The organism is Longitalea luteola (assembly GCF_017356035.1).
Classification (GTDB): Bacteria; Bacteroidota; Bacteroidia; order Chitinophagales; family Chitinophagaceae; genus Niastella; species Niastella luteola.
In genome coordinates, this window is the sequence record NZ_JAFIQX010000014.1 from 101,645 (window position 1) to 121,889 (window position 20,245).

Annotated in this window: 16 protein-coding genes; 7 read left to right on the forward strand and 9 right to left on the reverse strand. The window is 47.3% G+C overall.

All coding sequences use genetic code 11. From position 1 onward, the window contains the following. The first annotated feature begins 58 nt into the window (after window positions 1–58). Entirely contained in the window at window positions 59–916 is an 858-nt protein-coding gene (locus JUB15_RS25610) for a sigma factor (RefSeq protein ID WP_207515511.1), read from the forward strand. On the opposite strand, the gene JUB15_RS25615 is transcribed toward JUB15_RS25610, so the two are convergent. From JUB15_RS25615 to mqnB, 4 genes are all read right to left on the reverse strand, one after another. Beyond that, window positions 911–1,483: a carboxymuconolactone decarboxylase family protein gene (locus tag JUB15_RS25615; protein WP_207515512.1), complete on the reverse strand. Its 573-nt coding sequence runs from the start codon at window positions 1,481–1,483 to the stop codon at window positions 911–913. The genes JUB15_RS25610 and JUB15_RS25615 overlap by 6 nt on opposite strands. A gap of 228 nt (window positions 1,484–1,711) precedes the next feature. Further along, window positions 1,712–2,167, reverse strand: a complete 456-nt coding sequence (locus JUB15_RS25620; protein ID WP_207515513.1) for a hypothetical protein — start codon at window positions 2,165–2,167, stop codon at window positions 1,712–1,714. Between the two features lie 100 nt (window positions 2,168–2,267). Beyond that, complete coding sequence (locus JUB15_RS25625) at window positions 2,268–3,107, reverse strand: 1,4-dihydroxy-6-naphtoate synthase (protein ID WP_207515514.1); 840 nt, start codon at window positions 3,105–3,107, stop codon at window positions 2,268–2,270. 155 nt (window positions 3,108–3,262) lie between these two features. Further along, on the reverse strand, window positions 3,263–3,919 hold the full coding sequence (mqnB, locus tag JUB15_RS25630) for a futalosine hydrolase (protein ID WP_207515515.1): 657 nt from the start codon (window positions 3,917–3,919) through the stop codon (window positions 3,263–3,265). Between the two features lie 260 nt (window positions 3,920–4,179). Between mqnB and JUB15_RS25635 the strand changes: the two genes are divergently transcribed. The 4 genes from JUB15_RS25635 (at window position 4,180) to fabD (ending at window position 6,972) form a co-directional block, all read left to right on the forward strand. Beyond that, window positions 4,180–4,590 (forward strand): 6-pyruvoyl trahydropterin synthase family protein, encoded by a 411-nt coding sequence (locus JUB15_RS25635; protein ID WP_207515516.1) that lies wholly within the window; start codon window positions 4,180–4,182, stop codon window positions 4,588–4,590. Window positions 4,591–4,671: 81 nt separating this feature from the next. Further along, window positions 4,672–5,085 (forward strand): 6-pyruvoyl trahydropterin synthase family protein, encoded by a 414-nt coding sequence (locus tag JUB15_RS25640; RefSeq protein WP_207515517.1) that lies wholly within the window; start codon window positions 4,672–4,674, stop codon window positions 5,083–5,085. Window positions 5,086–5,234: 149 nt separating this feature from the next. Then, a complete protein-coding gene (folE, locus tag JUB15_RS25645) occupies window positions 5,235–5,831 on the forward strand; it encodes a GTP cyclohydrolase I FolE (protein ID WP_207515518.1) in 597 nt (198 codons plus the stop codon). A 250-nt stretch (window positions 5,832–6,081) separates the two neighbouring features. Then, window positions 6,082–6,972, forward strand: a complete 891-nt coding sequence (gene fabD, locus JUB15_RS25650; RefSeq protein WP_207515519.1) for an ACP S-malonyltransferase — start codon at window positions 6,082–6,084, stop codon at window positions 6,970–6,972. A 185-nt stretch (window positions 6,973–7,157) separates the two neighbouring features. Here the strand turns inward: fabD and JUB15_RS25655 are convergent, their stop codons facing one another. From JUB15_RS25655 to JUB15_RS25675, 5 genes are all read right to left on the reverse strand, one after another. Continuing rightward, window positions 7,158–8,471 (reverse strand): S41 family peptidase, encoded by a 1,314-nt coding sequence (locus tag JUB15_RS25655; protein ID WP_207515520.1) that lies wholly within the window; start codon window positions 8,469–8,471, stop codon window positions 7,158–7,160. 310 nt (window positions 8,472–8,781) lie between these two features. Continuing rightward, window positions 8,782–9,231 (reverse strand): GNAT family N-acetyltransferase, encoded by a 450-nt coding sequence (locus JUB15_RS25660; RefSeq protein WP_207515521.1) that lies wholly within the window; start codon window positions 9,229–9,231, stop codon window positions 8,782–8,784. A gap of 40 nt (window positions 9,232–9,271) precedes the next feature. Further along, complete coding sequence (locus JUB15_RS25665; protein ID WP_207515522.1) at window positions 9,272–10,504, reverse strand: trans-sulfuration enzyme family protein; 1,233 nt, start codon at window positions 10,502–10,504, stop codon at window positions 9,272–9,274. Window positions 10,505–10,851: 347 nt separating this feature from the next. Continuing rightward, window positions 10,852–11,844, reverse strand: a complete 993-nt coding sequence (locus JUB15_RS25670; RefSeq protein ID WP_207515523.1) for a beta-ketoacyl-ACP synthase III — start codon at window positions 11,842–11,844, stop codon at window positions 10,852–10,854. A gap of 245 nt (window positions 11,845–12,089) precedes the next feature. Then, on the reverse strand, window positions 12,090–12,317 hold the full coding sequence (locus JUB15_RS25675) for a hypothetical protein (protein ID WP_207515524.1): 228 nt from the start codon (window positions 12,315–12,317) through the stop codon (window positions 12,090–12,092). Between the two features lie 144 nt (window positions 12,318–12,461). Between JUB15_RS25675 and ruvA the strand changes: the two genes are divergently transcribed. Together ruvA and sov are read left to right on the forward strand one after the other, a co-directional pair. Further along, window positions 12,462–13,046: a Holliday junction branch migration protein RuvA gene (gene ruvA / locus JUB15_RS25680; RefSeq protein WP_207515525.1), complete on the forward strand. Its 585-nt coding sequence runs from the start codon at window positions 12,462–12,464 to the stop codon at window positions 13,044–13,046. 106 nt (window positions 13,047–13,152) lie between these two features. Further along, a complete protein-coding gene (gene sov / locus JUB15_RS25685) occupies window positions 13,153–20,232 on the forward strand; it encodes a T9SS outer membrane translocon Sov/SprA (RefSeq protein WP_207515526.1) in 7,080 nt (2,359 codons plus the stop codon). The last annotated feature ends 13 nt before the right edge of the window (window positions 20,233–20,245 follow it).

The window sequence follows — 20,245 nt, forward strand, 5'->3', positions numbered from 1 at the left end:
TTAGTTACTGACAAAAATCGTTTTTTCGATAGCTTTGTTCAGCATTTTTATAATAGAAATGGAAATAACTACCGAAGTCCTGGAACTGCGTCCATATCTTTTCAAGATAGCGTACAGTATGCTTGGTGAAGTTGAAGAAGCCGAGGATATCGTGCAGGACGTATATGAAAAATGGTTAGCTGCTGAAAATGTAAGAACGCCTAAGGCCTATATGGCACGAATGACCGTAAACAAAAGCATAAAACGGCTCAATGAATTGAAAGTGTTCAGGGAAACCTATACCGGCACATGGCTGCCTGAACCATATATTAGTTTTGAAGTTACTGCTACTGAGATACCAACAATAGAATATGGCCTGCTTTTCCTTCTTGAAAAGCTTAATCCGGTAGAACGGGCGGTATTCATATTACGGGAAAGCTTTTCAGAAGATTATAGTTACATAGCAGCATTAACCGGACTGTCAACAGACAACTGCCGCCAAACCTTACACCGTTCCTATGAGAAACTTGGCCGTAATCCGCAGACAAAAGTGAATCCAGCAAATTACCATAACCTGGTAGAAGCTTATCTGCAATCAGTTTTGAATCAGGACCGGTCTTCATTAGAACAGATCCTGCGCCACGATATCGAATTGTACAGTGATGGCGGTGGCAAACGCAGTACAGCCATTAAACCGCTCTTTGGTTTGGAAAAAGTGCAAAAATTCCTCTTCGGTGTAATACAGCTTTTGAGAGAGCAGATCGATGAATATGAATATAGGCCTGCCTTTGTAAACGGAGTACCAGCACTGCTGATACTCCGCAAGGCCGATAAAGAACTGGATTCTATCCAATATTTCGAATGGGAGAACAACGCTATGGCCCGTTTGTTATTGGTAAGAAATCCTGATAAGCTAAAGATCAGAGCAGCATTATGATGCTTTTTGCGCTTTTCTCATTTTAGCTATATCACACAACATATCTGAATGAACGTTTAGCCCTATGTTCGAGATGTTATAATAAAATTCAGTGGCTACTATCCAAATGATCTCACATATCGAGCGCTCATTATAATGTTTGGCCAGTTCGTCAAACAATTCCTTTTCCATTTTACGGTCACGGGTCAGGCGGGTGACAAAATCCAACAGCACTTTTTCCTTTTTAGTAAAAAGGCTGCTTGTTTCATACTTATACAGCTCATCGAATTTTGCCTGATCCATAGAAGCCTCAATGGTTTTCGCCCGCCCGATATCGATACAAAAAAGACAAACATTAATTTCTGCCACTTTCTGCCGAACAAGCATAACAGTTTCCGCCGGCAACTGTAACTTGTTATCCAGCTGGCTGATCTTTCCTGTAAATGCAACAAAACTGAAAGGCAACCTGGCAGCCATTACTTTTAATGGCGTCATTACCTTGCCTATTTTCTTTTTAGAATAGAAATAAAGAAATTTTCCAATTAAGCCTTTAGGCTTTTCAACAGGGGTAAGAAATGGAATGTCCATATACAATTATTTTGTTCTTACCTATGATCTCGGAATAGCTGTTTTGTGACAAGACTGGGTGAATAATTTTTAAAAATTATTCTGAAAAAGAAAAAAGGGCTGCCTTGCTTTAGAAGACAGCCCTGGTAAATTTACTATGCTGAGGCTCTCTGGCCGGCATTTTTGACGCGTTTGACACTTGCCAGCATCGTGAAGCAGGCAACGCATAGCCGGGATAAAATGTTTTTTTTAATGCTGCGCCATTCTGTTGGCGGTACTGCGCAGTTTATAATAGTAATCGTCGATACCCTGACCCGACCTGAGCGTTAGAGCAGAACCGTAATGATCGGTTTCATCGGCATAGGTAACACAGGCCTTGTCGTATTTGCTGCCCGACGCCCGTGATGAAAACCAGGCCTGCAGAATAACGTCGTCCTTACTTACATATATGATCTGACCGGTAGAATCGCATTTGATCTTTTGTTTAGCATCACGTTTACCATTGATCAGCTCTTTGTAGATATTAATTTCAGATGGATCGGTAATGGTTTCAGCCAGCGTGTCGCCATGGTTAAAGAATTTCAGCTGGATCTTATCCACATCCTTTAACAGGTCTGCAAAATATTTTTTGCCTTTCTCTTTGTGGGAAATGTTACTGCAGGAAACCAGTGTTAACAAGGCGAAACCAAGGGAAACATTTTTCATATAATTACATTTACAGTACGTATCCGCTGACACTCGCTTTACAAATCAGGCACCCGGTTCAATATATGCTTCGGGATTTTCAGCAAAGGATATACCATATTTACCGCATCTCCAAAAAGATATCCTTTTCATGGGTATGTACGTTCTTCAATTGTTTGTAAATATCCAAAAAAGTATTTACCGCCGCTTTACCATCACGTCCTAATTCCAGCGAATAGTTATTCACATACAGGTCGATGTGCTGCCGCATTACGTGCTCACTCATTTCCTGTGAATGTTGTTTTACATAATCGGTGATCTGCGGGTAATTTTTGAATGCATATTCAAGGCTCCGTTTAATAAGGGCATCTACTTTTTGCTGCAGGGCGCTGTTGAATGTTTTCTTCATTACAATTCCGCCGAGCGGAATAGGATTACCCGTTTGCTGTTCCCAGTATTCGCCCAGGTCAACCAGTTTATGCAATCCTTTCTGTTGATAGGTAAAGCGGTTCTCATGAATGATCACCCCTGCATCAACTTCTTCATTCAGTACGGCATCTTCGATAGCAGAGAAGATCATGAATTTCTTTTTGGCAGCCTGCGGGTATGCCAGCGAGAATAACATGTGCGCAGTAGTATGCTCACCGGGAATGGCAATGGTCATATCATTCACAGCCTTGGTATCGGCGCCTGCCTGTTTCGTTATTAACAGCGGACCTACACCTTTTCCCAATGCGCCGCCCGCGTTCAATACAAGATATTTATCCAGCAACAGCGGCAATACACCATAGCTGATCTTGGTAACATCGAGCCTGCCCTGCAATGCCCATTCGTTAAGCGTTTGCACATCTTCAAGCACAGGTTGCACCCTGATACCTTCCGTATCGATCTTATTATTTACCAGTGCATCAAATATAAAAGTATCATTTGGACAAGGAGAGAATCCTAATGTTAGTTGCATTACTTTTCTTTATGTTGATTGTGATTCCATTAATATGTTACAGGTTACAAGGTTACCGGTTTATCAGTTCCGGTCATAAGTTGCAGGGTACAGGGCTGTTTTCCCTTGCAACGTGCAACCTGCAACATGTACCGCTATCTATTGTGAACGAATAATTACAACGACGCACTGCTCACTATTTTGATAAGCTTTTCGTTAAGTTTTTCGATCGCCTCTTTCATTTTCCATTTCGATTTATCCCGTTCACCAACCACATTGGAAACAGCCCGCAATTGTATATATGGGATTTTTTCTATCAGTGCTACATAATGAAAAGCAGCGCCTTCCATTGATTCAACAACCGGTTGGTATTTTTGTTGCAACTGCCGGATGCGCGTGGGGCGGGTAGTGATCTCACTGATGGTAACCCCCTTCACAAGGGGCAGGTTATGCCGCTGCAACAGATCGAGGTGATGGTTCACCAGGCTCTTGCCTGTATAGGGATCAGTTATCTGTGGAAGCCCCATATCGAACACATCATTGAACTCATCATTTTCCTCTACCCCCAGATCGCCGCACACTTCTTCCTGCACCAGCACCAGGCTGCCGGGCGGATATTCGTTGGAGAAACTGCCAGCGACACCTGCCTGGATAAGCAGGTCGGGCCGCTTTTTACCGATCGTTTTGGTGAGCCAGTAAGCTGTGCTCAAACTGCCGATGCCAGTGATCAATACCTCAAATTTGTTGCCGCCGATCAAACAGTTTCTGTCTGCCAGATAGTTGATCGTTGGTTGAATCTCAAAATTGGTAGCGGCTATCAATAAAATATCCATGCTGCAAATCTAAGCATCAAACTTTCAAGATCAAGAAACAAGGAACAACCTTTACATCTAAAGATTCTGTACGTTTTTTTTCTGTTAACCCGTTATACTGCCTGCCCTTTTTAGCTTTGGCCGTGCCCGCCTTATCCGTTAAATGTTGTGCCTTATCCCCTTAATCCTGAGCCCCGGAATGTGTGCCTTGAACCTGATACCCTGAATCTTTACCTTGTGGCCTCGAAATCTTACCTTTGCGCCAAATTTTCACGACAACAATGGTGTATCTGACTCGTGTTGAACATTTTAATGCGGCCCATAAACTGTATAACCCCAACTGGAGCAAGGAGCAGAATGAGATCGTTTTCGGCAAATGCGCCAATCAGAACTGGCATGGCCATAATTATGAATTATATGTGACTGTAAAAGGCCGTCCCAGTGCCGACACGGGGTTTGTATGTGATGTAAAGGAACTGAGCCGGATCATCAACCAATACGTGATTGAGCAATTGGATCACAAGAACCTGAATGTGGATGTGCCGTTTATGAAAGACCAGCTGTGTTCAACCGAGAACCTGGCTATTGCCATCTGGCGACAGCTGCAACCTAATTTACCGGCCGGGGTTCAATTGCATGGCATAAAGCTGTATGAAACACCCCGCATTTTTGTAGAGTATTTTGGCGAATAGCCGTTAAATACCCTGAACAATCACAACACCAACCTGTTATAAAATTGGTGTTGAAGGCGTTAATACTTGTATTTGAATAACATGAGCAAAAAAGTAGCTGTTTACCGTAAGGAACATTTTAATGCGGCCCACCGCTTATATAATCCTGCCTGGGATATGGCTAAGAACGATGCCGTGTTTGGTAAATGCAACAATCCCAGTTTCCATGGTCACAATTATGAATTAATAGTAAAAGTGACAGGTATACCTGACCCCGAAACGGGTTATGTGATGGACATGAAAATATTAAGCGATCTCATCCGGGATCATGTGCTGGAGAAGTTTGATCATAAGAACCTGAACCTGGATACCGAATATTTCAAAGCATTGAATCCAACAGCTGAAAACATTTGCCTGGTGATCTATGATCTGCTGCGTGAAAAAATTGATCCTGCGCTCGACCTGCAGGTACGATTGTATGAAACAGAGAGAAATTTTGTGGAGTATCCGGCATAAAAGGTATGGTGAATGGTTAATGGTGAGTGGTTCTGCAACAATTAAATTATTCAGCCTTTTGTATTAGCGTTAAGCGTTCAGCGTTTGGCATCCCTGCGCGAAGCTTCAGCAAAGCAAGGCGTTCAGCATCATAAACTAAATCAACGGAAATGGCCTACAAAAAAATTGATCAATACGAAGATAAAATAATGCCCGGGCTGATAAAGCATTACCGCGAAACACTGTCGTTGCTGGGTGAAGATCCTGAAAGGGAAGGATTGGTGAAAACGCCGGAACGGGTGGCCAAGGCTATGCAATTCATGACGCAGGGTTATGAAATGGATGCAAAGGCGATCCTGGATTCGGCCAAATTCAGGGAGGATGTGAGCGAAATGATCCTGGTAAAAGATATTGAATTGTACAGCCTGTGCGAACACCATTTACTGCCTTTCTTCGGCAAAGCCCATATTGCTTATATTCCTAATGGATATATTACCGGACTTAGTAAATTGGCCCGCGTAGTGGATGTATATTCCCGGCGGTTACAGGTACAGGAGCGCCTCACCACTCAAATCCTGGGTGCAATAAAAGAAACACTGCAACCGTTGGGAGTGGCAGTGGTAATTGAGGCATCGCACCTGTGCATGATGATGCGCGGTGTGCAAAAACAAAACTCCGTTACTACTACCTCAGCTTTCTGGGGCGAATTTGAAAAAAATGAAACCAGGAGCGAGTTTACCAAATTAATTTCAAGCAAGCTGCATTAACGAAGACGGAAATCGGAAGTCGGAAAACCGAAGTCCGCAATCGGAAGTCGGAAGCCGGAAATCGGAGCGGTTCAAAGTTCTTATCTCACGTCTGATTGCATACTTCTGAAGTTGAACCTTTGAGTTACGACCTCAGACTTCTGACCTCAGACTTCTGACCTCAGATTTCAGACCTCAGACTTCTGACTTCTTTTTTGGATAGTTAAAACCTTTGTGGCATTTTTGTTTTTTTTAAACCCCTTTTTACATTATGACACATGCTTTTGTGTTCCCGGGCCAGGGTTCTCAGTTTCCGGGGATGGGAAAAGACCACTATGAAAACAGCGCTTTTGCAAAAAGACTATTTGAACAGGCAAATGAGATCGTGGGGTTTCGTATTTCGGATATCATGCTTAACGGCAGTGAAGAAGATCTGAAGCAAACCAGGGTAACGCAACCCGCCATTTTTCTTCATTCCGTTATTGCCTTTAAAAGTATTGATAATGCACGCCCTGAAATGGTTGCCGGCCATTCGTTGGGTGAGTTTTCGGCACTGGTGGCTAACGGTGTATTGAGTTTTGAAGATGGATTGAAACTGGTGAGCATCAGGGCGCAGGCTATGCAAAAAGCCTGTGAAACCAATCCTTCTACCATGGCAGCCGTATTAGGTCTCGACGATGCAAAAGTAGAAGAGATCTGTGCCCAGGTTCAATCGGAAACCAAAGAGATAGTTGTGCCGGCTAATTATAATTGTCCTGGCCAGTTGGTGATCAGCGGAACTATCAAAGGCATTGAAATAGCCATCGAGCGGCTGAAAGCGGCAGGCGCCAAGCGGGCGCTGGTACTGCCGGTAAGCGGCGCGTTCCATTCACCGTTAATGGAGCCTGCCAAAGCAGAATTGTCGAAAGCCATTGAGGCCACTACATTCTACCATCCTAATTGTCCTGTTTATCAAAACGTTGTGGCCAAAGCCGTGGGCAATAAAGAAGATATTAAACAAAACCTCATCGATCAGCTGACCAGCGCTGTTAAATGGACCCAAAGCATCAAGACCATGATCACCGACGGCGGTACCCATTTTACAGAATGCGGTCCGGGTAAGGTGTTACAGGGACTGATCGCCAAGATCGATAAAAAAGTTACTACTGACGGAGTGAGCTAAACCAATAGACAATAGGCAATTGGCAAACTCAATACCCACAAAACAAAAGTGAGTCTTCATATAACGATGACTCACTTTTGTCTTATATACATTATTGTTATCGTTTTACTTTGCCTTGCGCCCTTTAGCCTTCAGCCTTTAGCCTTCAGCCAGCCTTTAGCCTTCAGCCTTGAGCCTTGCGCCTTTTAAGGTATCATTCCCTTAAACTTCGACTCGCCCAGGAGGGCATTGGTATGAAGTACCTCTTCGCTTAATCTCCTCCGCTGCTCCACGGTAACCCCAAACCGGGCATAGTTACCGCTATTGATATAATTCAGGACGGCATTCAGGCAGCCTTCACCTGCATCACCCCAATTTTTATCCAGTCCATCCGGCACCTGGTGATCGAGGGTTAAGCCGTTGAAATAATTTCCCTCCCCTTTTTTATTTACCGTGCGGAACGACACCGGAAAAATATACCAGTCATATACCCCGATGGGGTAAAAACCAACCGGCTTGCCATGGGTATGTGATGGCCCTACCAGGTGAACCTCCATATAAGGGATCAAACTGTTAATTAATAATTCACTGGCAGAAGCGGTATTCTGGCTTACGATAAAGAACAGGCGGTTGAGATCGAGGCTTCCTTTCTTTACAAACCGCTGGGTCACATTCAGGGAACGATACCTGTCATTGAATTCTTCGGTAAGCATTACATCGCTGTTGCCTGCCACCGGCACCAGGTAATTGGCCAGTAAATTCTGTACGGCCACATATCCCCCGCCGTTATAACGCAGGTCAACGACCATGTCCTGCACCCGGGCTTCATTGAATTTATCGAAAATGCGCGTAAACTCATCTTTGATCTCATTGGTATCGCCCAGGAAAGAATTAAACACAAAATAACCGGTTTGATGGCCGCCTGCCGTATATATAGAATCAAATAACACGGGATGTTCCCTGTAGGAAGCAGCCCGCAGTGTAATGGTTGTATCGGCGCTGTTGGGCCGGCCAAACAGGAAAGTGCCGGTAGCGCTTTGATAAACAGCTCTTATAATTTCATTGGCATGGGTGGAATTGATATTCGGATTTCCATTGACCTGCTTAATGTGCCAGCTGCGTTTGATACCTGCTTTACCAGCCGGTGATTCCGGTTCAACGTAAGACACCCGCAGATCATTATCGGTAAGAAAAAAGATGTTCATACCAAAGTCGCCGCCGATGCCGGTGCTCAGCTTCTCCCAGTCGGACCGTAACATAGCGAAACTCCACCGGTCAACCGGCATATTAAAGCCGGGTTCGGCACTGAAAGCCCTAATGCCTTCCATGACAGCATTGGGATCGGTAAATGTGTGCGCATCGAATGTAGGAGGAATGTTATTGTACCAGAGATAAATATCACGGGCGTAGTTGGCAGCCGTGTCGTTCTTTACAACATAGCTTACTACGTCATGATCTTTTTTGCAGCTTACCATGGTAAGCCCGATAAAAATTACCGCCCCTGCTACAATCGTTTTCATAATAGAAACTGATAATTTTCTATGTGACTGGTATCAGCAACACGACGCTAACACATGTAATTTAGAAGAAAATCGCAACCATAGGGAGGCAACCGGATAACTTTAACAAGTTACAAATAAATAGCAATTTCTGATTTTGAGATTTCGGGATTTCGAGATTTGCCGCACGTCAAAGCCGCTGAGAAATCTCAAAATTCCAAATTCCATTTCTCAAAATCCTGAATCTGTAAAGGAAGCATGAATTTCGGATTTTTAAATCTCGAAACCTGCCTGCCGGGAGGCAGGTCTCAAAATTCCGAAATCGTAAATGCTAGATGGTGATGCTGCAGTTGATCCACTCCGGATCAAAGTGGGCTTTATATTTCTTATAGAAGTTAATGGCGGGTTCATTCCATTCCAGCACCTGCCAGGCAATGCCACTGAAGTTCTTCTCTTTCGCTTCTACCATCAATTGATCGAACAGCATTTTGCCCAATCCCCTGCCCCGCATTTTCTCGGTAACGATCAGGTCTTCCAGGTACATGCGCTGGCCTTTCCAGGTACTGTAGCGAATGTAGTACATGGCAAATCCTTCCACCCGGCCATCGGCTTCAGCCACAAAAGCCCACCAAACGGGCCGGGCGCCAAAACCGCTTTCCACAAAATGCTCCATGGTAACGGTAACTTCCTGCGGCGCTTTTTCATATTCCGCCAACTCACGGATCAGTTCCAGCAACCGGGCACAATCGGCTTTAACAGCACGACGAATAGTAATTTCCATTTTTTATAAAGTGAATATGTCAAATAATTAAACGGGAGGCTTACAAACCTTTGAGCGCCTGGTCCAGGTCCATAAGAATATCCTGCACATTTTCCATCCCGATGCTCATGCGGATAAGTCCGTCCGTGATCCCATATTGTTCGCGCTGTTCTTTCGGTACGCCATAATGCGTCATAGAAGCGGGATGGCATAACAACGTATCACAGGTGCCCAGCGACACGGTGCGGGTGCATAATTGCAGGCGGTCCATCATTTTCTTACCAGCTTCCAGTCCTCCCTTAAGTTCGATGCTCATCACCGCACCTGGGTGCCGCATTTGTTTGCTGGCCAGGTAAAAATCAGGATGCGAAGGCAAACCATGGTAGTTCACTTTTGCTACAGCGGCGTGACCTTCGAGGTAATTGGCTATTTCTGTAGCGTTATGACAATGGCGTTCCATCCGCACTTCCAGGGTACGCATGCCATTGATCAATAAAAAAGCATCGAATGGATTGCTGTTGCCGCCTAACAGCCGAATGACCTTGGTCGCTTTGGTATTCATGAACTCAATATCGCGACCGATCAGTACACCGCCTACCGCTGTACCATGACCGTTGAGGAACTTGGTGGTGGAATGAACAATGAAATCGACCCCAAACTGGAAGGGCTGCTGCAAATACGGAGTTGCAAATGTATTGTCACATGCCACCAGTTTGCCGTATTGGCGGGCCAGGCTGGTCAGTTCTTCGATGTCAACACATTGCAGGGTCGGATTGGCCGGTGTTTCGATGTACACCATTTTTATTTCGGGGTGTGCTTTCAGCGCTTCTTCCGCTTTTTCCGGTTGACGCAGATCAGCGATCACTGCTTCAATGCCTAAACCGGGCAGGATCTTATCCATTATTTCCTGCGAACCGCCATACAGCGAATAATGCGACAATATTTTATCGCCGGCTTTCAGGGTCGACAGGAAGAGGGTAGATATAGCGGCCATACCCGAAGCATGTAACAATGCTTTAGCCACCATTGGTTTTCCATTGTCGTCGGTCAGTTGGAAACACTCCATGGCAGCGATCTTTTTTTCTGCCTCATCAAAGGTGGGGTTTCCCCAGCGGCTATAAATGTAGCCTTCTTCCTGCCCGCTGAAGCGGCGCATGCCCTGTTCGGCGGTATCATACACAAAAGTGGAAGAAGCATAGATAGGCACCAGGTGAGCGTAGTTGGGATCCTGTTCATGTCCGGCATGAATTGCCAGGGAGGTAAAACCTGAATACGGGAATTGATTGTTAGCCATGTGTACGAAGTTACAAGGAAAAGCTGAACGCTAAACGCTTAACGCAGAACGCTCAAGGCAGAAGGCACAAAGGCAACGAGGCATAAAGGTACAAAGCCCGCAAACGATGCTCTAAAAGAAAGGTGAATCTTCTGCACTCCGCAGAAAGATCCACCCTTACAATAAGCTTAAAGCGCCCTGCATAAACAGGCAGTTAGAAATAAATTTATCAATTACGCTCACGTCTGCATAAATGCAGGCGGTTCATTCGATAGTGAGATTGAAATGGAAGCATTAGCACATTGGCAAATTAGCACATTAGCTAATTGCATCATCACATCATCACATTAGCCGATTATCACATTGCTCTAGCATCCCCATTTCACGAGGGTAGCGCCCCAGGTGAAACCGCCGCCAAAAGCAGCCAGCACAATGTTATCGCCTTTTTTCAGCTGGCTTTCCCAGTCAAACAAACAAAGCGGTATAGTGCCTGCTGTTGTATTACCATAACGGTGAATATTCAGCATTACTTTGTCGTGGGTGAGTCCCATCCGGTCTGCGGTAGCGTCAATGATGCGTTTGTTGGCCTGGTGAGGTACCAGCCAGGCGATATCGGCCCCGGTTAGTTTATTTCTTTCGAGCAGTTCGGCGCTTACATCGGCCATACCTTTTACAGCCGCTTTAAACACCGGTTGTCCTTCCTGGTAAATGAAATGCTCTTTGTTGGCAACGGTTTCTACAGAAGCGGGGCGTAAGGAACCACCGGCTTTCATATGCAGGTGCGGGCAGCCGCCGCCATCACTCCTAAGGATGCTATCCAATACGCCATATCCTTCGGTATTTGCTTCCAGCAGAACGGCCCCGGCCCCATCACCAAAGATGATGCAGGTAGTGCGGTCGCTGTAATCTACGATAGAGCTCATTTTGTCGCCGCCAGCTACGATCACTCTTTTATAGCGGCCACTTTCAATTAAAGCGGCGCCGGTAGTGAGGGCATATAAAAAGCCGCTGCAGGCAGCCAGGAGATCATATCCAAAGGCATTCCTAAGCCCGGCCTTGTAGCATACGAGGTTGGCGGTAGAAGGGAACATCATATCGGGCGTAACGGTTCCAATAACAACAGCATCAATGTCTTCGGGACCTATGCCTCTTTTTTCCAATAATTGTTTCACAGCAGGTACGATCAGGTCTGAAGTGCCTTTGTTGGCGCCTTTCAGGATGCGTCTTTCTTCAATGCCGGTACGGGTCCTGATCCACTCATCACTGGTATCTACGATCTTTTCTAAATCTGCATTTGTCAGCTTGTCTTCCGGTACAAAGCCGCCAACAGCTGTGATGGCGGCAGTAATTTTTTGCGTCATGCTACTATTATACAGGTTTGATATTGAATCAATTTTGAAAACAAATCCAGGAAATAAGAACAAATAAGCGCCAAAGATAGCACAAAGCCGGTTACCGGTTACCAGTTACCAGGTGCCGGTTACCAGGTGCCGGTTACCAGTTACCGGTTACCAGTTACCAGGTGCCGGGTGCCGGGTACCAGGTGCCGGGTGCCAGTTACCGGGTGCCGGTTACCAGTTACCGGTTACCAGTTACCAGGTGCCGGTTACCAGGTGCCGGGTGCCGGGTACCGGTTACCAGTTGCCGGGTACCAGTTACCAGGTGCGGGGAACTGGTCGCCAGGCCTGCTTCGCGTCAGCCTTTCTTCCTCTTGCCTTCCAGCGTCTTGCCTTTCTGCTTCTTTGCCTTTTTGCCTCGTTGCCTTTTGGCCTTTTGCCTCGTTGCCTTTTAGCTTTTTGGCTCGTTGCCTTGATGCCTCCAATAACGCTCTCATTAAGTAATTGTTATATACGCTATCCCAGCCGCAATAAGTTTTTGGCCATTCGACACAAACCCCCGCCCGTACCGAACGTACCGTTCGGTACGGGCGGGAAAAACTTCAAATCCGAAAGCAGAAACCTTTCCATATTTTCGCTTAATGATCGCATTCGTAAGAGGACAATTCGTACTTAAGACACCAGCGGTGGTCCACGTGGAAGCCAACGGTGTAGGATACGAACTTCAGATAAGCCTGCACACATACTCACACATTCAGTCGCTCGACAAAGGACTGCTGTATACACATTTGCACATTAAAGAAGATGCACATACTTTATACGGCTTTTTTGATGTAGCCGAAAAAGAGCTGTTTTTACAGTTGGTAAGTGTGTCGGGTGTAGGTGCAGCTACTGCACGAATGATGCTGTCTTCCCTGAAACCCGACGAACTTTCCCGGGCTATTGTTCAGGGTAATACCAAACAACTGGAATCGATTAAAGGGATCGGAAAAAAATCGGCCGAACGGATCATATTGGAACTGAGGGATAAACTCAGCAAAACCAAGCCAGGCCTAAATATTTCGCCGTTGATAAACAATACGTTGGAGCAGGATGCGTTAAATGCCTTGATTGCACTGGGAATCGCCAGGGCTTCGGCAGAACAGGCCATCCAACGCGTAATAAAAGCGGAACCTTCTCTTAGTGCAGTTGAAGAAATTATTAAGAAAGCTTTAAAAACCATTTAAGCCTATCGTTCGGAACTCTACCTAACTAATTCTTTAGAGAAGATTGTTACGCGCACCTTACAGAAACAGACTAACACTTGTGTTAATAGTAGCTGCATGCGTTGCTATGGGTTCCACTGCACAGGCTTTCTTTGCCCCCAGACAGGACTCCACTCAACGCCAGGGCATTGACACATTGAAATATCCCCTGCACGACAGACGGGGCGATAAATTTACCTTTCCTCAACGGAATTCCATGGGCCTCAACGACCCGGCCAACATCCAGGATTCCATTGTCTACGATCCTAAAACAAAGCAATACTACATCATTGAAAAGATAGGCAACTTCTACTACCGGAAGCCCACCTATCTCACCTTTGAAGAGTTCATGGCTTTGCAGGCCCGTAAACAGGAAGCGGACTACTTCAAGAAAAGATCGAATATCCTGAGCGGCCTGAACCGTAAAATGCTGCGGCCCCGGATGTCCATGACCGATAACCTGTTCAACCGCATCTTCGGCAACGGAAAAATAGAGATCAAACCCCAGGGTGAGGTGAATATCCTGGCGGGTTACCAGGGCCAGAACATCAAGAACCCCGCACTGCCCGAACGGGCGCGCCGTAACGGTGGTTTCGATTTCGACATGAACGCCAACCTCAGCGTCATCGGCAATATCGGCGACAAGCTCAAATTGCCCATCAGCTATAACACCCTGGCCAATTTTGATTTTGACAACCAGCTGAAACTTGACTATACCGGTACCGACGACGAGATCATAAAAAAGATCGAAGCCGGGAACATCTCCTTTTCATCAAAAGGCACCCTGATCCCCGGCGCCCAGCAGTTGTTCGGTATCAAGACGCAGCTGCAATTCGGAAAACTCTTTATCACCGGCGTACTGGCCAACCAGCGGTCACAAAAACAATCGCTGGGTTTACAGGGCGGATCGGCCAATACCTATTTCGAGTTCAAGGCCAATGATTATGAAGAGAACCGGCACTTCCTGTTAGCCCAGTACTTCCGCCATAATTACAACAAGGCCATGTCGAAACTGCCGGTAGTTACTTCGCAGATACAGATCCTTCGTGTGGAAGTATGGGTAACTAACCGCAATGGTTCCACTACGGAAACCCGCGACGTGGTAGGTTTAATGGACCTTGGCGAACCAGAGCCTTACAACCGGACCTTTTTTACCGGTGGTGGTAACGGTTTACCGGGTAACGATGCCAACTCCCTGTTCCGCCAGGTCATTAATGATCCCAGCAGCCGCAATCCATCCGCCATCACCAGCAAGCTGTCGTCGCTTGGATTGCGCCCCGTGCAGGATTTCGAAAAAACATTCGCCCGAAAATTAAACCCAACCGACTTCTTCTTTAACCCGCAGATCGGTTTCCTTTCCATAAACCAACCCCTGCAGCCCGATGAAGTGCTGGGGGTAGCCTATCAGTATAGCTACAACGGAAGAATATATCAGGTGGGTGAGTTCTCACAGGATGTGCCGCCCGATACCACCAATACAGCGGCGGGTACCCAGAAAGTGTTGTTCCTGAAATTATTGAAAGCCACTTCACAGCGTACGAATCTGCCGCTCTGGGACCTGATGATGAAGAACGTGTACACGCTGAAAACAAAAGACGGCAGCTATTTATCCGGCGTACAGCCAGCCGATTTCAAACTGAACGTTCTGTATGAAGAACCGAGCCTTGGTCAGAAACGCTTTTTACCCGAAGGGGAACACCCCGGCGTACCGCTGATCACGCTGCTGAACCTCGACCGGCTGAACGCCCGGAATGACCCATTACCCGATGGGGTATTTGATTTTATAGAAGGCTTTACCATACAATCGCAACAGGCCCGCATCATCTTCCCCTTCCTGGAACCCTTCGGTCGCGACCTTGATTCAGTGGCCTTCCGCAGCAGTACACCCGATCTAAAGCAGAAATACGTATACTATCCGCTCTATGACACCATCAAGGAAATAGCCAAGACCTACGCCAACCTCGACCGGTATGTCATCAGCGGTTATGCCAAAGGCCAAAGCACTTCGGAAATCTCCCTGGGCGCTTTCAACGTACCCCAGGGTTCAGTGAGCGTGACAGCCGGCGGCCAGGTACTTGCCGAAAATGTTGACTATGTGGTGGACTATAATCTGGGTACGGTCAAGATCATCAACCAGGCCATTCTCAATGCCGGATTACCGGTGAATGTACAGTTTGAGAACAATGCCGGTTTTGGTATTCAGCAACGAAATTTCATGGGCCTGCGCCTCGATTATATGGCCAAACAAACCGCCCGTGAACAGTTGACCATTGGCGCCTCGCTGGTACGTTTGGGTGAACGTCCTTTCTTTACCAAAACCAGTTACAATGAAGACCCTATTCGCAATACTATGTATGGGGTCGACTTTAACTACATGACCCAGGCGCCGCGCATCACCCGCTGGCTCGATAAACTGCCCTTCTACCATACCACGGAAATGAGTACCATCACCGCTTATGGTGAAGCTGCTTACCTGAAACCAGGTCACCCGCCGCAAATCGGAAAAGGCAGCAGCAGCCAGGTATTCATCGATGACTTTGAAGGGTCGCGGAACGCTATTGACCTGCGTTTTCCGCTGGTAAGCTGGGGACTGGCCTCTACCCCATCTGGCAATGGCCTGTTCCCCGAGGCTGATAAACGTGACACGCTGGAATATGGTTACAACCGCGCCAAACTGGCCTGGTATAATATTGAACCGGTATTGCAGGACAGAACCAGCGCCGACAACCCGATCAACAGAGGTTTACTGAATGACCCCCGCGTACGTTCTGTAAACGTTCGCGATATCTTTCCTCAACGCACACCTGATCTGGGCCAGGGAAGCCTGGTAACCTTCGACATGGCGTACTACCCAACAGAGAAAGGTCCTTACAACTACGACGCACGCTCCGGCAGTGTTGACCCTTCTGGTAAATTACTTAACCCAAGATCCCGCTGGGGCGGTATCATGCGCGGTATAGACCAGGTTGACTTTGAGACCGGCAATGTGGAGTTCATTGAGTTCTGGTTGCAGGACCCGTTCATTCTGAACCCCAGCAGTACGGGTGGTGAATTATACTTCAACCTGGGTAATATTTCAGAAGACGTGCTGAAAGATGGTAAACGCTTTTTTGAAAATGGCATCAGCGGCGCCGTTACCACCGCCCTGGAAGATACAGCTACCCGCTGGGGTAAGGTTCCGGCCAACCCAATACAGGTAACCCAGGCATTCAGTAACGACCCCGCCGACAGACCGCTGCAGGACGCCGGTTTTGACGGATTGGTGAACGAGGGCGAGCAAACAAAATTTCAGGCATACTTAAACCAGTTGCAGGCCATTGGTTCCGGCGCTTACCAACAGGCACTGAATGACCCTTCGAACGATGATTACATCAACTATCGTAATGCGCAATTCGGCGCCAATGACGGTATTCTTGCCCGTTATAAGAATATCAATAACCCCCAGGGCAACTCACCGGTGGCCAGCAGCGGCGACCGTTTTGTAAGCGCCTTTACTTTATATCCCGACCAGGAAGAATTCAACCGCGACAATACGCTGAACGAGCTGGAAGAATACTTCCAGTACAAGGTAGATCTTAGAAAAAGCAGTTTCCGCGTGGGCAGCAACTACATTACTGATAGTATGGAAGTTCGACCCAGCAACAGCCCTACTGAAACCTGGTACCTGTTCCGCATCCCCATCAGGGAGTTCCAGCAGAAAGTAGGTAATATCCCTGACTTCAAATCTATCCGGTTCATAAGAATGTTCCTCACCGGTTTCGAGGATTCAGTAGTATTACGCTTTGCCAAACTGGAACTGGTGCGTAACCAATGGCGTCAGTTCAACTACCAGCTGGATACCACCAGCCAGTATGTACCTATTCCAACAAACACTACCACTACGGTAAAACAACTTGCGGTGAACGTGGAAGAAAACGGTTCGCGCTATCCGGTTAACTATAAAACACCGCCCGGCGTAATTCGCCAGCAACAGTTAAGCAACAACAACGTGAACCTGTTGCAGAACGAACAATCATTGAGCCTGCAGGTATGTAACCTGGCGCAGGGCGATGCCCGCGGTGTTTTCAAGACCATGAACCTCGACCTGCGGCAGTATAAACAGCTGCAGATGTATGTGCACGCTGAATCGGTGAAAGGCAGGAACGACCTCAGGAATGGCGACCTGTATGCCGTTGTGCGCCTGGGTAACGACCTCATCAGCAACTTTTACGAGATAAAAATTCCGCTGGATATTACGCCGTGGGAAACTACCGATGATGAACTGATATGGCCGGCCAACAACGATCTTCAACTGTCGCTCGACAGATTGACTTCGCTAAAGGTATCGCGTAACAATAATGGCCAAACGTTCCGGTATTACCAGGAAACCGATGGCGATGGAAAACAGTTCGCCATTCTTGGTAACCCCAACCTCGGTGAGGTAAGGGCCTTCTTTATCGGCGTACAGAACGTTAACCGGTTAGACGCCTGTACAGAGGTTTGGTTCAATGAGCTGCGACTGTCGGGCCTCGATGAACATGGCGCCTGGGCTGCCACCGGCCGTTTGGATATAAAACTGGCCGACCTGGGTACCCTGTATATTTCCGGAGCCGCCAGAAGCGCCGGCTGGGGAACGCTGGAACAAAGAGTGAATGAACGTTCACGCGAAAGCTTTACACAACTGGATGTTGCCACTAACCTGGAGCTGGGTAAACTGTTGCCCGCCAAAGCCGGTATTTCCATTCCGGTGTATGCCAGTTATTCAAAAACAGTGACTACTCCCGAGTACGATCCCTACGACCTGGATATAAAACTGAAAGACAAACTTAAAGCGGCTTCTGGCGCCGAGAAGGATTCTATCCGCAACGATGCCATTGACGTGAAGACCATTAAAACGGTGAACTTCACCAATGTGAAGAAGAACAACGTCAATGGCAAGAAACAGCAGATCTGGAGCATCGAGAATTTCGATGTGAGCTATTCGTATTACAAGGAAGAACAACACAACCCGCTGATAGAAAGCAATGAGGTGGTGCGCCACCGCGCGGGCCTCGGTTATAACTATACATCGACGCCCAAATACTGGGAACCGGTAAAAGGTTTCATTAAAACAAGATCGCCGTGGGTAGCTGCCGTAAAGGATTTCAACATCAACCCCATACCTACCCTGTTAGGCTTTAGGGCCGATGTGAACCGCCAGTTCGGCACCTACCGGCCACGCAGCGTTGGTACACCCAAGCACCTGATACCCGAAACATACGACAAGTACTTTACCTTCGACCGTACCTATAACCTGCGCTGGGATTTCACCCGTTCGCTGAACCTCGATTTCACGGCCCTGAACCGGGCGTGGGTAGACGAAGACAGCGGGCGCCTGGATGAAGCGGAGAAAAAACGCATGTGGCATAATTTCTGGAAAGGCGGCCGTACCATTCAGTACAACCATAAGGCAACCGTTTCATACACGCTTCCAACCAGCAAACTGCCCTTCCTCGACTGGACCACCATTCGGGCAGGTTATACTGCTACTTTCGATTGGTTAGCCGCTTCCTTACTGGCCAGGGAACTGGGCAATACCTTATCGAACACCCAGCAGAAAAACCTTACAGCTGAACTGGACTTCACCCGCTTGTACGCCAAGTCGCGGTTGTTACGGGCTTTTGATGAAGATCTGCCACCGCCTCCACCGGTGCCTGGTGGCAACAAGACCGACTCAACCACCAAAAAGAGAAAACGCGATCCGAATGCGCCGCTCGAATTAAGCGGTGCGGCAAGATTCGGCGGCCGCATACTCACCATGCTGAAACGGGTGAATGTGCAATACTCTGAAAATGCCAGCGCTACCATTTATGGTTACACAGATAGCACCCGTGCACTGGGCATGAACTTTAAGTCTATGGCCCCCGGCCTTGGATTTATTTTCGGCCGTCAGCCCGACACCAATTTCGTAAATATGATGGCGTCGAAAGGCTGGCTCACCGCAGATTCCAATTTCAACTATCAGAACCGGCAGGATTACCAGCAACGATTGAACATCACGGCCACGCTTATACCAATACGCGATCTCACCATTGACCTTACGCTCGATAAAACGTTTGGTAAAATGTACAGCGAACTGTATAAGGACACTACGGGCACCGGCCTTAACTTCGCCCGGTTAAACCCGTATACATCCGGCAGCTTCAGTGTGAGTTATATTGCCCTGAAGACCATGTTCACGCCGGTGAAAGCGAACGAGGTAACCAGTACCTTCCAGAAATTCCAGGATTATCGTATTATATTATCACAACGGCTGGCCGAGCAGAACCCGAAATGGCAAAACTTAAATCCAAACCAGCAGATCACCAGCGATGGCTATTATGCCGGTTATGGCCGTTATGCCCAGGATGTGTTATTGCCGGCTTTCATCGCCGCCTATACGGGAAAGAGTCCGAATTCAGCGCCGCTGATCAAACAGGATAATCCAAACATCCGCTCCAATCCGTTCTCCGGTATATTGCCAAGGCCTAACTGGCGGCTTACCTATAATGGATTGACCAGGATAAAAGGAATGGAAAAGGTGTTTACCAACTTTACCATTTCGCATGGTTATACCGGTACCCTCAGTATGAACAGTTTTACTTCGGCGTTGCTGTATCAGGACACGTTAGGTTATCCTTCGTTCGTTGATACACTCACGGGTAACTTTGTTCCTTACTTCCTGGTACCGAATATTTCGATCAGTGAGCAGTTTGTACCAATGATCGACCTCGATATGCAGTTCACCAATCAGCTCACAGCCCGTTTTGAATACAAGAAATCGAGAACAGTGAGTTTGAGCCTGATCGACTTCCAGCTCAGTGAATCACGGTCAACCGAATTCACCATTGGCGCCGGTTTCAGAAAACGTGGTGCTTTCTCCTGGATCAAGTTCAAAGGCAAACCGCTTCAGAACGATGCCAGCTTTAGACTGGATGTGGGACTAAGGGACGATATAACGTCGAACAGCCGCCTCGATCAAACGCAGGCCCTGCCAACGAACGGACAAAAAGTGATCACCATTAATCCCACGATCGATTATGTGATCAGCAACCGGGTTAACCTGAAATTATATTTTGAACAGCGCCGGGTTGAACCGAAGATCTCCACTTCACCACCGATCACGACTACCCGCGCCGGTATTCAGATAAGGATATCACTGGCGCAGTAATACGGTCAACGCC

Bases quoted from the DNA above. Each gene is read 5' to 3' on its own strand.
- JUB15_RS25610 (WP_207515511.1), top strand. From the start codon at position 59: ATGGAAATAACTACCGAAGTCCTGGAACTGCGTCCATATCTTTTCAAG.
- JUB15_RS25615 (WP_207515512.1), bottom strand. From the start codon at position 1,483: ATGGACATTCCATTTCTTACCCCTGTTGAAAAGCCTAAAGGCTTAATT.
- JUB15_RS25620 (WP_207515513.1), bottom strand. From the start codon at position 2,167: ATGAAAAATGTTTCCCTTGGTTTCGCCTTGTTAACACTGGTTTCCTGC.
- JUB15_RS25625 (WP_207515514.1), bottom strand. From the start codon at position 3,107: ATGCAACTAACATTAGGATTCTCTCCTTGTCCAAATGATACTTTTATA.
- mqnB (WP_207515515.1), bottom strand. From the start codon at position 3,919: ATGGATATTTTATTGATAGCCGCTACCAATTTTGAGATTCAACCAACG.
- JUB15_RS25635 (WP_207515516.1), top strand. From the start codon at position 4,180: ATGGTGTATCTGACTCGTGTTGAACATTTTAATGCGGCCCATAAACTG.
- JUB15_RS25640 (WP_207515517.1), top strand. From the start codon at position 4,672: ATGAGCAAAAAAGTAGCTGTTTACCGTAAGGAACATTTTAATGCGGCC.
- folE (WP_207515518.1), top strand. From the start codon at position 5,235: ATGGCCTACAAAAAAATTGATCAATACGAAGATAAAATAATGCCCGGG.
- fabD (WP_207515519.1), top strand. From the start codon at position 6,082: ATGACACATGCTTTTGTGTTCCCGGGCCAGGGTTCTCAGTTTCCGGGG.
- JUB15_RS25655 (WP_207515520.1), bottom strand. From the start codon at position 8,471: ATGAAAACGATTGTAGCAGGGGCGGTAATTTTTATCGGGCTTACCATG.
- JUB15_RS25660 (WP_207515521.1), bottom strand. From the start codon at position 9,231: ATGGAAATTACTATTCGTCGTGCTGTTAAAGCCGATTGTGCCCGGTTG.
- JUB15_RS25665 (WP_207515522.1), bottom strand. From the start codon at position 10,504: ATGGCTAACAATCAATTCCCGTATTCAGGTTTTACCTCCCTGGCAATT.
- JUB15_RS25670 (WP_207515523.1), bottom strand. From the start codon at position 11,844: ATGACGCAAAAAATTACTGCCGCCATCACAGCTGTTGGCGGCTTTGTA.
- JUB15_RS25675 (WP_207515524.1), bottom strand. From the start codon at position 12,317: ATGAGAGCGTTATTGGAGGCATCAAGGCAACGAGCCAAAAAGCTAAAA.
- ruvA (WP_207515525.1), top strand. From the start codon at position 12,462: ATGATCGCATTCGTAAGAGGACAATTCGTACTTAAGACACCAGCGGTG.
- sov (WP_207515526.1), top strand. From the start codon at position 13,153: ATGGGTTCCACTGCACAGGCTTTCTTTGCCCCCAGACAGGACTCCACT.